Raw genomic sequence first — 14,304 nt, 5'->3', positions numbered from 1 at the left:
TTCCTTAGTGATCTTTAGCTTTAAATAAGCGCAGTCGATTCGCATTTGATACCACAGTGAGCGATGAAAACGCCATTGCCGCACCCGCTATAACTGGGCTTAATAAAATACCAAAAAATGGATATAAGATACCGGCTGCAAAAGGCACTCCTGCAGCGTTATAGATAAAGGCACCAAATAAGTTCTGTTTGATATTACGTAAAGTGGCTTTACTTACGACGATAGCATCAGCTAAACCATGTAAAGATCCTCGCATTAACGTAATATCTGCACTTTCTATCGCGACATCTGTGCCTGTACCGATGGCAAAACCGACGTTAGCCTGTGCCAATGCAGGGGCATCATTAATGCCATCGCCGGTCATACCTACAATTTCACCCGCCATTTGCAGCTCTTTTACTTTATCGGCTTTTTCTTCAGGTAAAACCTCGGCCACAAACTCGGTTATGCCAGCCTTTTTTGCAACCGCGGCCGCCGTTTCTCGGTTATCACCCGTTAGCATGATCACCCGAATATTATTACTTTGTAGCCGTTTAATAGCAGAAATTGAATCGGTTTTAATAGGATCAGAAACGGCGATTATGGCTGCTAGCACACCATCTATGCTGAAATACATAGGCGTTTTAGCTTCTTTCGCTAAAGCTTGAGCTTTATGAACAAAGCTTGATATATCTATGCTTTTTTCCTGCATCAGTTTTTCATTACCAAACAATAAGCTTTTATCTTGGCAATTTGCTTCAATGCCTCGCCCCACTAACGCCTTGAAGTTTTCAACTTTTAGTAACTCAATATCTTTTTCGAGGGCACTTTCAACGATAGCTTCCGCCAACGGATGTTCAGAGCCACTTTCCATACTTGCTGCCAATTGCAGTATTTGTTTTTCAGTCATGGCATTTGCTAGCATAATATCCGTTACTTTCGGTGCGCCTTCGGTAATAGTGCCGGTTTTATCTAATATCATGGTCGTGATCTTAGAGGCAGTTTGTAATGCTTCACCGTTACGGATCAGCACCCCTGCTTCGGCCGCTTTACCTACCCCCACCATAACAGACATAGGCGTGGCTAAGCCTAGGGCACAAGGGCAAGCGATAATTAATACTGTTGTTGCTGAGACCATGGCAAAAGCGACCGCAGGATCGGGGCCGAAATTTAACCAAGCCAAGGCACTGACTATCGAAATAATCATAACCACTGGCACAAAGTAAGCTGAAATAACGTCTGCCAACCGCCCTATGGGTGGCTTAGAGTTTTGTGCCCGCTTAACCATATTAATAATGTGCGCTAAAGCCGTATCTTTACCTACATGACTAGCTCTAAAATTAATGGTGCCGGACTTATTTAATGTTCCGCCAATCACTTTATCGTCTTGCTTTTTGGCAACCGGCATTGGTTCACCAGTTAACATCGACTCATCAACCGACGTAGTGCCCTCGGTCACCACACCATCAACCGGTATTTGCTCACCAGGCCTTACTTTGACGATGTCACTTTTCAGCACCTGTTCAATGGCAATTTTGACTTCTTTGTCGTCACGGATCACGGTTGCCATTTTTGCTTGCAAACCAATTAAGCGTTTAATTGCTTCTGAGGTTTTTCCTCTGGCTTTCACTTCTAGTGCTAAGCCCAGATCAATTAAACCAATAATCATGGCAGTTGCTTCAAAGTAAACGTGCCTTGCCATCAACGGAACGGATTCGGGTGCAAATACAACAACCATTGAGTATAACCAAGCTGTTCCCGTTCCTAATGCAATTAATGTATCCATATTGGCGGAGTGATTTTTAAAGCTTTGCCAGGCGCCGACAAAAAAGTGTCTGCCCGAGAAATACATCACGCCAAAGGTTAAAATACCAATAATTAACCACGTAATACGCTCAGCGTTGGTTTCCACGGTCATTGCACCGCCCATTAGGCCGTATGCCATTAGTGGAATACCTAAAGCTAGCGCGATATAAGTGTGGCGCATTAGCTTTTTATAATAAGCTAAGTCTGCCTGTTCTTTCTCATCAAGGGCTTCACTTTCTGAACCTTGATTCATAAGCTTGGCATTATAACCTGCTGATTCAACGGCTTTAATTAACGATTCTGCTGCTGCATTACCCGACACCATAACGGTTCTATCAGCAAAATTCATTTCTGCCGTTTTGACACCCGGTATCGTATTTAAGGCGCCTTCAATCTTACCAACACAACTCGCGCATCCAGCGCCTTCTATTATAAGTTGCAGCGTATTTTGGTTGGCAGAATGTTCAGATGCCAATACCGCTGATTCATTATTATCATTCTGAGTTTGTTGTTTGGCTTTGCTACAACATGATGTTGCAGCGGTTACATCTTTATTATTCTTGTTCATTTTTTGTTCCTCCATTATCAGACATGCCAAATTGCTCTATTAAGTGACACACCATATGAGGCGTTGGCGATTTATCTGCAATTTTTTCCCACTGTGCAAGTGCTGCTTGCATTTTATCTCTCAGTTCAAGCATTTGCTGAAATCGCTTCTCTGTTTCGGCTAAACGTTGCTTTAATATTTCTCTAACAGCAGGGCATGCTGTTTTGCCGTCATCTGCTTCTTGCAAAATTACAGTAATATCCTCTACGGCAAAACCTAGTTGCCGAGCGCTTAATATGAATTTTAATCGAGATTGCTGTTTTGCTGAATAAAACCGATAGCCATTACTTGCTTTGTTGGGGCTAAGTAAGCCTAACCGCGTGTAATACCGTACTGTATCAGCAGTCGTCTTCAACTCTGTTGCTAATTCTGAGACATTCATATTGCACCCTCATTATCTACGCTGACACCACCAGCTTAAACCTATGTCTTAGACACAGGTCAAGCAGTATTATTTGTTTTTATTTTTTTAATCAATGTCAGCTGTTATTTCGAAACGTTTTCATTGCGTGCTTAAGTAGCTTGGTTCATATCAGATTGGCGCAAGTCTTGCTGCTATAGTGAATAGTACTCTTTTAATGGGGTATAGCGTAGTTAATAAAGCTCAAGCTGTAAATATGACTCAGTTATCTAAAAAGTTTACAAACTTAAAACTCAAGCCATACAAGAGGCAGCTAATTTTATTGACACTGGTTTGGCCGTGCATGGCCAGCTGCGCGATCAATTTTGAAACCTGCTGAGGGGTAAAAAATTCGCCACCGGATTTACCCGCATTGGCGGCATAGTTTGAAATCAGGAACTCGTAAGCATCACCGAATAAGTCAATTTGATTGTCTTCGAAGTTACCGAAAGTTAAACCTGCCACGCCTTTTAACACTGCTGCTAGGCGTTTGTTTTTTGCCTCTACCGTATTACCCAGACGATTACTGGTGGTATCAAAATCCGCAAATAAGCCTTTGATGTCTTTTCTGAATCATAGCCGTTGGCTGAGTTTTCGATTGCAGCAAAAATAGCGGCCAAATCAGTATTTAAATTTTCGTTTTTGTGTGCATTAGCCGCCACATTGCTGAACAACTGGCTAGGGTAAAGAAAATAGCCTTTGGTTTTAATGGCATCTTCTTTAGCAAACTTGATGTTTTCATCATCGTCAGACATGGCAGCATAGTTAACACTCTCGTCGCCGCCTGTGATGTAGTTGACAAAGTTTTCACTGATAAAACGGTAGAACAGCGTACCTGAATTGAAACTCGGCCGAGTATCGAATGTTTTAGCTACAAGTCGGTAGAACTTAATAAAGTTCATCTTTTTATCTAACGCATCAGCAATAAACTCAGATTTTACTAATTTATCTGCCACCTCCTTTGTGGCATTAGCACGGTCGATAATGGCATCGCTTGAAATAGCACAAAATACATCATAACAACGTGCACCTAAGCCTTGCTGTATACCCAAAAACTTACCTATCACTTGCAACGTATTAGCACACAAGTATTGCTTTAGCAGTTTTAACTGCAGCTCTGCCTGTTTTATCGGTGATGGCATGCCGCTCCATTGGCCTTTGTAACTACGACTCCATTCACCATGCTCATTAACGCTTACCTCACCACGGATACTTTTCGACTCCACCACAATAAAACCATAGCTATAAACAATAAGGTGATCTATTTGCGCAACTTCACCATCATGCTCTATGCGTAAATCGTTTATTACCATTACATTGTCACGATCTTTATAAGCACGACGTAAGTAAAATGCCACATCCTGCTCTTGTTTAATACCAGCATCAAGCTTAGCTGAACTAGAGATAGTTTGAGTTTTCTCTTTTAAAATCATGGTAACTTATTTCTTAGTACTTAATAAAATAACGGTCATCATTAACGCTATTGAGTATTTTATTTTTTCTGATTGCAACGGTGTAGATATACCATTGTCCCGAAAAAGAATATAAGACCAAATGCTAAAACAGCTAGGCTAATAATTTGAATATGAGTCATGTTTTCACCTTTTCTTTAAGATCACTAACATTCTGACTATAACTGATGCCTTTCGTTAAAACTAAAAAAATAATTAAGTAAATTAAACATTTAATAATACCTATACAGCTTGAATGGCGGTAACGCGTAACTAAAACCTTAACGAATAACCAAATAAACAGCTATAAAATATGGATTATGAACTTCCCAGGCTTTGCTAGACCCTTATAACAGTTACAATGTAATTTAAGTTAGAGGTGTTAGTTTAGTTTTTGCATCAAGGATAAAAGCTCATTAATAACAAGCTCTGGCTCATCCACCTGAATAAAGTGGCCGCTTTGTTCTGTCAAAACAGTTTTTCCCTATGGAAATTCACCGGCCTCTAATAAAATGGTAAGCTTACCCTGCCCAGCCACTTCGTATTCAAGTTGAAATTCATTAATACTAACCATGCTAGGTTGTGCCGCTACTGAGAGCGATAATGCAATACTAATTAATATTATTCATTTCAAATCTGATCCTTAAAACACTAACGCGCATTTTATGGCGAAGCTACAATGATTTTGTTGGCCTTTATTATTTCGTATAAATCATTAAAAAGCGTAACGGCCCAGAAATACCGCATAGATTGTTGTGTCAGAATTAGTTCAAACTCGTCATTTTCAGGGCTAAAAAAAACTAAATAGTCTTTTTCATAAGCGCGGTAGTAAAAATAGTCACTGCCTACATTAATCGCTAAAACTGGAAATACTTCTTTTTTATAATTGGATTGCGCTATATGGCGGATGTAATATTGAATAGGTTTGTTAGGGTGTTTATGAGGGGTCTCATAATCTGTTGCTTGAAATGCCGGCATATTTACGAGCTCCCATAATTTGGCGTAATCTATCTGGGGTCGATAATACTCAAAATTTTCTAAGCCTGTTAATGAGCGATCCCATAAACTATATAATGGGTGCTCATCTGGTATCACTTCCGTTTCGGCAATGTCTCTTTTTAAAAAATAGGGCTGCTCTATTTTTTGTACATTACCATTAGCATTTTTTTGTTTAGATATATAATAAACCAGCAGATCATCGGGCTCATCAGATGTCCAGTTTAAAAATAATTCAGCTACAGTATTTTTAATAAAAATAGCATATTTTTTACATGGCTTTCTGCGAGTCAGCTTTTGTATAATTGTTGGCTTATCACCTTCTTCCTTTAGAATTTCAAGAGATTCCTCAAGCGTGTTCCAAGTAGAGTAAGCACTAAGACCATCCAACAAAGGCGTTTCTAAAACCTGGAAAAACAAGTCAAAGCTAATTTTTCTATTTTGATAAAGCACAGGCGTTTGAGGGGGCGTTTTTTTATATAAAACGGGCAAAACCTCAAAAGGATCTTTAAAAATAACGCTAGTGTCATCGATATAATCAGAAACCTTAAAGTAGTCAAATTGTAAGCATGTTATCTGAAGCGTGCGTGCGTCTTTAATGGGTAAAGGTAGAAATATTAGTTCACACCCAGAGGTGTGAATGAGCAACAATTTTTTACCCTTTGTTCTAAATTGTCTATTTAGTAAAGCAAAAAGAACAGATGAATCAGCATCTTCATATTCATCTACATCACAATTTAAGGGCCCATCAATAAAGTGGTTATTGATTTCAAATGCATCGTATATATCGAAGGCATAGTCGTTGATATAAATTTGTTCTAAGTCTTCTAAAAGATCGATAACAGCATAGGTAAAATTATCTGTTTTTTCTTCTTCGGTCTGCTCTGTATTTGTCAGCAGATGATAAAACTGAATAGCTAGTGTCGGTTGGTAATGCTCTCTTAACAAGACTTTGGTAATGGTATCAACTATTGGAAATATATTGGGCTGTGAGTTCATTATAATAGTTACTTGTTTTTACAAAATTCCCTGTTTTTAGGTGTTTTTATTCATCCATTAACGAAATTATTACTATTCACCTGTTCACTATACCGCATTATCTTTTCTCTATCTAGCCCGCTATACCGGCAAAATACGCCTTAACTACTTAAATTTATTAAATCTTTAATTTCAAAATTATAGCTAAATTTAGCACACTAAAATATCATTTCCGCCGTCTTGGCTAATTTCGGTTACTCACTTAGCTAGAATCGGCCTTTAGGTGTGTTTCCATTTATTGCACTTTATAAGGCCCACTTCACTATGAAATCTCCTTAAATTCACTGCACTATTAAGCAGCATGTCGCTTTTGCATTGCTGGTTGCAGTTAATATGTCATCTATATAGGCGCAGTCCGGTTTGAAAATAAAGTCAGAATCGGGGGCGTTTTTTAATAGCTTAATATTAGTATCTAATGACTCGGCTCTAGCATCAAAGATACCTTCGTCTATATACCATTTAAAATGCTCTGCAAATTCTTGCAGCATTGCTGCTTTTTGTTGTTTATTTACTAAGTAGCATTCTGGCCTTAAATTTTCGTTTTCCATTAATTTGTAGCTAGGCACATCTTGCAGTTGTGCTGTCGACTCTCCAATATAAGGTATTTTATCGGCTACATTAGTTAAGTTAACGACAATTGGCATCCATGATTCCAGCTCGGCATAAAGGTAGCGGCCATCGTCTTTAAGTTCATCTAAAGAGCGAACATTAACAAATTCATAGGCGCCCAATATACCTTTATTTTTTAAATACTCTCGCAAGGCAAACAAGGGTGTATACGCTTCTTGGCTAAACTCTTCAGTGCTATTTTTATCTTTAAGTAGCAATTTTACTGTACTAAGCTTATTTAATTTTTCAAATTCAGCTTTAATTTTTTCTTGTTCTTCTAAATTCATACATAAACCTTATAAAAAAATATAACGCTATAATAGCAAAGTTGGCTAATAAAATTAATTAAGTACAGCAGCTATTATGGGGCTTTATTAAACTAGAGAATAGCTTAAACGAGTTGTGGTTTAGCACCGTGCAGCCAATATTTTATTAATACTTTTGCCCTAGCAGCCGATAACCTAATTACTAGAGTATGTTATTAGGAACTAATATCGTGAGCTATCAAACACCTTCTGGTGTTACTCAACAAATGACTGACGAATTGCGCTATTTACATAAAATTATGCAGGCCATTAATATTTTAGGCGAGCAGCCAACTATGGCGGTTGTCGCTTATGGCCAAATTTGGCGCTACCCCGATTTACTAAAATGCTCGGTGCGTTACGCACAATTAGCAGAGCTACATGGTTATGACACCACCGCGTTTAAACAGTGGTTTTTATGTGATGCCAGCGCATTTGCCAGCCATGGTATTTCGTTGTAAATAGCGTTTATTGGCTAAGCTCAGTTAATGCTGCAATAGCTAATGCTGCTTTATCGGCTTGAACAAAAATATGATCATGATAATAAGCGGCTATAACATTAGCGCTTATGCCTTTTTCAGCTAACTTTGTTGCAACAGCCGCAGTTAACCCTACCGCCTCAAGACTAGAATGCACGGTTAAAGTAATTTGCTTAAACACCGAACTAAAAGAAAGATTATTCGCTATAGCGCTCTCTTTAGTGATAACTAAGGTTAAGCCTTCAGCTTCGCGAAAAAGTGCCAATGGCGCCACGGCATTAATTTCAGAATAATCGTTAGCTACCGTGCAAAACACATAGTCGTAAGGCATAAGTTTAGGCGACATAGCCCAAAGTAGCTGTTGTAAATTAGTTTCTCCAGACATACAAGCTCATGCTTCTTTATTTGCTGAATATCCAGCAATTAACGGTTTCTTACTGTTACTCAAACTAGTTACGCGTAACTCAATTAATGCAACCCTTGTCTAAGTATACTCCTACAAAGCATAAAGCTCCCGCTAGGCCGCTTTAGCCGCTTAGCAGGAGCTTCAATACACAATACGGGGGCTATTTATTGGCTTTGTTGCTGGTACAACTGAACCCATTCAGTTAATAACCTAACACCGTAGCCATTACTTCCCTCTGGGTGAATACCCTTAGCGCTAGAATTAAACGAATCACCGGCCATATCTATATGTGCCCAAGGTGTGTCGGCTGCAAAATGTTGCAAAAACAGCGCGCCGGCCTGAGCACCTGGCGAACCGGTGTTAATTCTGTCAGCAATGCGGCTTTTAGTTACATCGCCATAACCGGTTAAGGGTAATGGCCACAGCCGCTCTTGCACTTGCTCGCCTGCTTGGCGCAAGGTCTGCTCAAGGGTGCTATCTTGGGTAAAAACAGCTGAATAGGCAGAGCCTAAAGCACGTACTTTAGATCCCGTTAACGTTGCAACATCAACAATAGCTCGGGCTTTTAAGTGCTCTCTTGCATACCAAATACCATCGGCTAAAATTAACCGCCCTTCGGCATCGGTGTTGCCCACTTCTATAGTGCTGCCATCACCTGCGGTTACCACATCACCTGGCAGCAATGCATCGCGTGAGATTAAGTTAATAGAAAGTGGCGCTACGGCTACCACATTTACCTCTGCTTTTTGCGCTGCTAAGGCTTGCACGGCACCAACCACGGCTGCCGCACCGGCTTTGTCTGTATGCATGCGTATTATAGAAGAAGATGAGGTTTTTAAATTATAACCACCAGTATCGTAGCTATTACCCTTACCCACTAAGGCAATAGGCTTACCCTTAGCGCCTTGCCAATGGGCAAGCAATAAATGCGATTTATTATCACTTCCCTGACTCACGCCATATAAAGATCCCATGCCTAAGTCTTTTATTTGCTCTGGCGTTAAAATTGTAACCTTTACGCCTAGTGGCTCTAATACGTCACGGGCATAATTAGCAAAGGCTTCCGGATGCCCCGTGCTGCCGGGTAAGTTACCTAACTCACGGGCTGTAAATACACCTTGAGCTAAGGCATGCAGTTGTTGATAACGCGCTTCTGTTGCCTTAACGTCGGCCACTTGCAAGCTATATTGCTGATCTGGCCGCGGCTTAGGCTGAGATTTAAATCTGTCGAACCGATAATTACGCAACTCCATGCCATGCATTAAAGAAGCACTAATCGCCGTATTAAGCTTAGGATCACTAATAAACTGGCTATTTACATGAACACGTTTAGCACTAGTTGCATTAACATGGGTACTTAAGCTTGCGCCTAGCTCTTCGGCTTTTGCTCTGGTTAACTCGGCAGGATCACCAACACCCAGTAAAACCACACGGCCAAAATCTAGGCCTACCGGCGCAACCACTTCCAGTTTGCTACCACTTTTACCTGTGAACTCTGCCACCTCTATAGCTCGGTTTATTTGACTGCGAGTAGCTTTTCCCCACTTTGCAACATTCAGATCAGTAATATTTTCAGGCACCAATATGACTAAAATATCAGCCTGCTGCTAATTTTGCTTAAACTGAACCTGAGTATTTAAGAATGGTTGTGGCGTGACGGCTATAGCGCTAAAACTAAATAACGCTACCGCACATAAAAACAAAGGCTTTTTCATTTTATTCCTTAAAATCATATTATTAGCTATAAAATTTATAGATTTGCTTTTAGCATAACCTAAGCTTAATCATTAGATAGCATAGCCAAAGCAAACAAGGTATGTTTAAGCGATAAAGTTCTAAATTTACTAGACGATTAACCCAACAGGTTCGCCAACGCAGTATTAATCTAAGCCTATAAAACCTTTTTAAGCGGAGTCTTCATTGCCAAGCCAAACATCTAAAGCAAAACTTGAAAAAATTGTCGTTTTTAGCGGTGCCGGCATTAGTGCCGCCAGCGGCTTACCCACCTTTAGGGATAACGATGGTTTATGGCAAAAATATGATGTCTATCAGCTAGCAACACCAGAAGGCTTTGCTGCTAACCCAAGCTTAGTACATCAGTTTTACCAAAGCCGACGATTAGCCGCAGCAAAAGCTACACCTAATGCCGCCCATGTAGCCATTGCTGCATTAGAGCAACACTATAAAGTGGTGGTTATTACGCAAAATGTCGATAACTTACACGAACGTGCAGGTTCTACTGAGGTTATTCATTTACACGGTAAACTAAATGAAATGCGTATGCTGGCTAAACCAGACACAATATTTGATGTCGGCGACACTGAGTTTAGCCTTGGTAGCCGCGCTCCAGATGGCAGCATGTGGCAGCCAGAAAATTGGCGGCCTAATATTGTGTGGTTTGGTGAAGCCGTGCCGAATTTAATGCTGGCCAGTGAGCATATAAGTGAAGCCAGTAAAGTGTTGGTAGTAGGCAGCTCACTGCAAGTAGAGCCCGCAGCCAGCCTGTTGCTAAGCGCTAAAGCCTCGGCCGAAAAACACCTTATTGATAAACACCCCGGCCAAGCAGCCAAAGCGAACAAACTAAGCCAAGGCTTTCACATTCAACAAGGCGATGCTGCCATTTTAGTGCCACAATTAGTTAACCAATGGCTAATGCTTTTATCGTCATAAGCTAGCATCGCTTTTTGCTAAAAATCTCTCTTGTTGTGATGCACTTAGCATAATTCGCGCTAATATTCACTATTGAAGAATGTATCCACAGTAAATACAATGCATTCATTACTCAAATAAGAATGATAAACAGGGAACTCCCTTAATGGCTAAAATTCTTAAAGCAAAAGAGCATGACATTGGCGGCTTAAACGTTAGGCGCGTGCTGCCCCATCAAGAAAAACGCATGGTCGGTCCCTTTATCTTTTTTGATCAAATGGGCCCAAATAACTTCCCTGCTGGTCAAGGTATTAATGTTAGGCCGCATCCACATATTGGTTTATCTACTTTAACCTATTTATTTACCGGGAGCATTTTGCACCGTGATTCTTTAGGTAATAACTTAGAAATTAAGCCAGGTGATGTTAACTGGATGACAGCTGGTAAAGGCATTACGCATTCTGAGCGAGAAAGCTTTGAAGTGCGTGCTAACCTGCATGAAATAAGCGGCTTACAATGCTGGGTTGCACTGCCACAGGCAATGGCAGAATTAGAACCCGCCTTTAGTCATACTAAAAAAACTGATTTACCGCACATTACCCACGAAGGCGTCATGATGCGTTTAGTGGTTGGTGAGGCTTATGGCTTAAGTTCACCGGTAAAAACCTATTCACCTATGTTTTATATTGATGTTGTAGCCAATAAAGGCAGTGTTATTACTCGCCCTAACCCTGACCAAGAAATGGCTATTTTCACTATTTGTGGTGAAGTGACAATAAACGGTGAAACCTTTGGCACTAATGAATTTATTTTAATTGAGCCAAATGATGGCGACATTGAGCTTGCAACCGATGGCCGTTTTGTCATGTTAGGCGGTGAGAAGTTCGAGCAAGTGCCTTTTATTTCTTGGAACTTTGTTTCTTTTAGTAAAGAGCGTATTAAACAAGCTGAAGACGATTGGAAAAATGGTCGCTTCCCGACTATTCCAGGCGACGACAAAGAATTTATTCCACTTAAGTAATTTAACAAAGGGTGATTTCATGAGAAAGCAGATAACATTTTTAAGTAACGGCATTAGCCTTTCTGGTTTGCTGGAGTCACCCGCCACCGAGGTTAAAGCCTATGCAATATTTGCCCACTGCTTTACCTGTGGCAAAGATATCGCAGCAGCTAGTCGAATTTCCCGTGCTTTAGTTGCCAAAGGTATTGCTGTTTTACGCTTTGATTTTACCGGTTTAGGTAATAGCGATGGTGACTTTGCCAATACCAACTTTAGCTCAAATTTGGCTGATTTAACCGCAGCTGCCGAGCATTTAAGCCAGCATTACCAAGCGCCACAACTGCTAATCGGCCATAGTTTAGGTGGTGCTGCTGTGCTTGCTGTGGCGAATAGAATACCGTCAATTAACGCTGTTGTTGCTATAGCGGCACCAGCAAAAGCGGAGCATGTTATTCATAACTTTGCCGATAGCCTAGACACCATAAAGCGTGATGGTGTCGCTAAGGTTCAATTAGGTCCAAGAGAATTTAGCATTCAAAAGCAGTTTATTGATGATGTTACAAATAATAGCCAGCACAACTTTGATCTTAAAGGCAAAGCCGTGTTGCTGTTGCACAGCCCCGTAGATACTGTGGTTTCTATTAACCAAGCTGAACAAATTTACACTAGCGTTAAGCACCCTAAAAGCTTTATTTCTTTAGATAAAGCTGATCACTTTTTATCTAACAAAGCAGATGCAGAATACGCGGCAACGGTTATCAGTGGCTGGGCCGATAAATACCTAGAGTACGACACAACCCCTAGCGATAAGACATCGCCTGTCAGTAAAGGCAGTGTGCTGGTGTCGGAAAAAGATCATAACTTTACCCTAAATGTTAGCAGCGACAGCCATTTTTGGTTAGCCGATGAGCCCAAAGCTGTGGGTGGCCAAAATTTAGGGCCTGATCCTTACGAGCATTTATTAGCCGCCTTAGGCGCCTGCACTGTTATGACGATGCGTATGTATGCTAAGCATAAAAAACTGGCCGTTGATAATATTAGCGTTAGCTTAAGTCATAGCAAAAATTATCATCAAGATTGTCAAAACTGCGAGCAGCAAGATGGTCGTGTTGAGCTTATAACCAGAAAAATAACGATCACTGGCGATATAAGCGATGAGCAAAAACAACGCCTGCTCGCTATTGCTGATAAATGCCCTGTTCACAAAACCCTGCACAGTAAGCTGATTGTTGAAACAACAGCGGACTAAAGGCAACGCAAGCGACAAATAACAACCAAAAGTAAGAGGTCTAGATGCTACAAATTGCCTTAATATATTTAGCCGCAGCCATAGTGGCCGTTCCTATAGCTAAACGGCTTGGCTTAGGCTCGGTGCTAGGTTATTTACTTGCCGGTAAGTTGTTTTCAGAACATGACGAAGAATCTTTGCATAAATTAGCCCATTTGTGGGGTGATGATCGCAGCTATGGCATCGCAGTTAAACAGCGCTTAGAAGATTTAAAACAAGTGCTTACCGACGATAAACAACAACAGCAGCAACTTAATGCCTGCAAAGAGCAACAAGGCGATCTAAATAAGTCAGCTACGCCAGCAAGCTCTAAAGGGGAAAGCAATGCTTAGGGTAACACTTGAGCAATGGCGCATGTTTCGTGCCGTGGTGCAATATGGCGGCTTTAATCAGGCCGCCCAAGGTATTCATAAAAGCCAATCGAGTATCCATAATGCCGTAGGTAAAATAGAAAATGGCTTAAACGTAAAGCTGTTTAAGATTGAAGGCAGAAAAACCGTACTCACAGAAGCCGGTGAGCTTATGTTAAGACGAGCTAATTTTTTGCTAGATGAAGCTGCTAAGCTAGAGATTGTTGGCCAAACCCTTGGCCAAGGCACAGAAGCGAGTTTACGCATAGCCATTGATGAAATGTTTCCGCATACACTGCTTTATCAGGTTTTAGAAAGTGTTTCCTCGCAATACCCCATGCTGCAAATTGAGCTTGTGGAGTCGGTATTAAGTGGTGCCTGCGAATTAGTTGATAATGCAGAGGTTGATATTGGCATCTCGCCTGTTATGTTAAAAGAGGGTTTTAGCGAGCAGCTTAGCCAAATTGAGTTTGTTGCTGTCGCTCACCCCGATCACGCCCTACATTCTATTGACCGTGAATTAACGGTAGAAGATTTAAAAAGTCACCGCCAAGTGGTAGTACGAGATTCCGCCTTAGCCACTAAAAGTAATTCTGGCTGGCTTGGTGCTCATCAACGTTGGACAGTAAGCCACTTGCGCACCTCTGTAGATATGATTTGCAAAGGTTTGGGTTTTGCTTGGTTGCCAACGAGCGCTATTGAGCAAAAACTGGCAACTGGCGAGTTAAAGCCCCTGCCACTAAAACAAAACAGCACGCGCACTATGCAGTTGTATCTAATCTTTAAAGATGGCGACAGCCTAGGGCCTGCTGCCAACGCTTTTTTAGCTGAATTACGCTACCGCTGTGAGCAACAGTAACAACATTCTTTTAAGTAGAACGATAAGTAGTAAATTAACTAATTTTAATCGATAACATAAAGGACTAAAGTAACCTCATTGT

14 protein-coding genes are annotated in these 14,304 nt (G+C 40.8%); 6 read left to right on the top strand and 8 right to left on the bottom strand.

Features of this window, described 5'->3' with window-relative positions; genetic code table 11:
• Positions 1-4: 4 nt before the first annotated feature.
• The 6 genes from ACRCA4_RS09690 to ACRCA4_RS09665 form a co-directional block, all read right to left on the bottom strand.
• Positions 5-2,353: a heavy metal translocating P-type ATPase gene (locus ACRCA4_RS09690; RefSeq protein ID WP_433187566.1), complete on the bottom strand. Its 2,349-nt coding sequence runs from the start codon at positions 2,351-2,353 to the stop codon at positions 5-7.
• A complete protein-coding gene (locus ACRCA4_RS09685) occupies positions 2,340-2,774 on the bottom strand; it encodes a MerR family transcriptional regulator (protein WP_433187563.1) in 435 nt (144 codons plus the stop codon). The genes ACRCA4_RS09690 and ACRCA4_RS09685 overlap by 14 nt, the downstream gene beginning before the upstream one ends.
• A 240-nt stretch (positions 2,775-3,014) precedes the next feature.
• Positions 3,015-3,257, bottom strand: a complete 243-nt coding sequence (locus ACRCA4_RS09680) for an N-6 DNA methylase (RefSeq protein WP_433187560.1) — start codon at positions 3,255-3,257, stop codon at positions 3,015-3,017.
• Positions 3,258-3,295: 38 nt separating this feature from the next.
• Complete coding sequence (locus ACRCA4_RS09675; protein WP_433187557.1) at positions 3,296-4,225, bottom strand: NERD domain-containing protein; 930 nt, start codon at positions 4,223-4,225, stop codon at positions 3,296-3,298.
• Between the two features lie 681 nt (positions 4,226-4,906).
• Positions 4,907-6,238 (bottom strand): hypothetical protein, encoded by a 1,332-nt coding sequence (locus tag ACRCA4_RS09670; RefSeq protein ID WP_433187554.1) that lies wholly within the window; start codon positions 6,236-6,238, stop codon positions 4,907-4,909.
• A gap of 320 nt (positions 6,239-6,558) precedes the next feature.
• Complete coding sequence (locus ACRCA4_RS09665; protein WP_433187551.1) at positions 6,559-7,173, bottom strand: hypothetical protein; 615 nt, start codon at positions 7,171-7,173, stop codon at positions 6,559-6,561.
• Positions 7,174-7,382: 209 nt separating this feature from the next.
• On the opposite strand from ACRCA4_RS09665, the gene ACRCA4_RS09660 reads away from it, so the two are divergent.
• Positions 7,383-7,652, top strand: a complete 270-nt coding sequence (locus ACRCA4_RS09660; protein ID WP_433187549.1) for a hypothetical protein — start codon at positions 7,383-7,385, stop codon at positions 7,650-7,652.
• A 7-nt stretch (positions 7,653-7,659) separates the two neighbouring features.
• Here the strand turns inward: ACRCA4_RS09660 and ACRCA4_RS09655 are convergent, their stop codons facing one another.
• Together ACRCA4_RS09655 and ACRCA4_RS09650 are read right to left on the bottom strand one after the other, a co-directional pair.
• The gene (locus tag ACRCA4_RS09655) at positions 7,660-8,055 is read right to left on the bottom strand and encodes an ACT domain-containing protein (protein WP_433187546.1); all 396 of its coding nucleotides are present in this window, start codon (positions 8,053-8,055) and stop codon (positions 7,660-7,662) included.
• A 185-nt stretch (positions 8,056-8,240) separates the two neighbouring features.
• Positions 8,241-9,656, bottom strand: coding sequence for a leucyl aminopeptidase family protein (locus ACRCA4_RS09650; protein ID WP_433187543.1), 1,416 nt, complete (start codon positions 9,654-9,656; stop codon positions 8,241-8,243).
• 340 nt (positions 9,657-9,996) lie between these two features.
• Between ACRCA4_RS09650 and ACRCA4_RS09645 the strand changes: the two genes are divergently transcribed.
• The 5 genes from ACRCA4_RS09645 (at position 9,997) to ACRCA4_RS09625 (ending at position 14,222) form a co-directional block, all read left to right on the top strand.
• Complete coding sequence (locus ACRCA4_RS09645; protein WP_433187540.1) at positions 9,997-10,746, top strand: SIR2 family NAD-dependent protein deacylase; 750 nt, start codon at positions 9,997-9,999, stop codon at positions 10,744-10,746.
• A 145-nt stretch (positions 10,747-10,891) separates the two neighbouring features.
• On the top strand, positions 10,892-11,746 hold the full coding sequence (locus ACRCA4_RS09640; protein ID WP_433187537.1) for a pirin family protein: 855 nt from the start codon (positions 10,892-10,894) through the stop codon (positions 11,744-11,746).
• Between the two features lie 19 nt (positions 11,747-11,765).
• The gene (locus ACRCA4_RS09635) at positions 11,766-12,974 is read left to right on the top strand and encodes a bifunctional alpha/beta hydrolase/OsmC family protein (RefSeq protein WP_433187534.1); all 1,209 of its coding nucleotides are present in this window, start codon (positions 11,766-11,768) and stop codon (positions 12,972-12,974) included.
• Positions 12,975-13,018: 44 nt separating this feature from the next.
• Positions 13,019-13,345, top strand: a complete 327-nt coding sequence (locus ACRCA4_RS09630) for a hypothetical protein (RefSeq protein ID WP_433187531.1) — start codon at positions 13,019-13,021, stop codon at positions 13,343-13,345.
• On the top strand, positions 13,338-14,222 hold the full coding sequence (locus ACRCA4_RS09625) for a LysR family transcriptional regulator (RefSeq protein ID WP_433187528.1): 885 nt from the start codon (positions 13,338-13,340) through the stop codon (positions 14,220-14,222). The genes ACRCA4_RS09630 and ACRCA4_RS09625 overlap by 8 nt, the downstream gene beginning before the upstream one ends.
• The last annotated feature ends 82 nt before the right edge of the window (positions 14,223-14,304 follow it).

It is taken from the genome of Rheinheimera sp. WS51, assembly GCF_050936095.1.
GTDB lineage: Bacteria > Pseudomonadota > Gammaproteobacteria > Enterobacterales > Alteromonadaceae > Alishewanella.
Note: the sequence above shows the minus strand (reverse complement) of the source record. Positions and strands in the feature narration are given on the sequence as shown.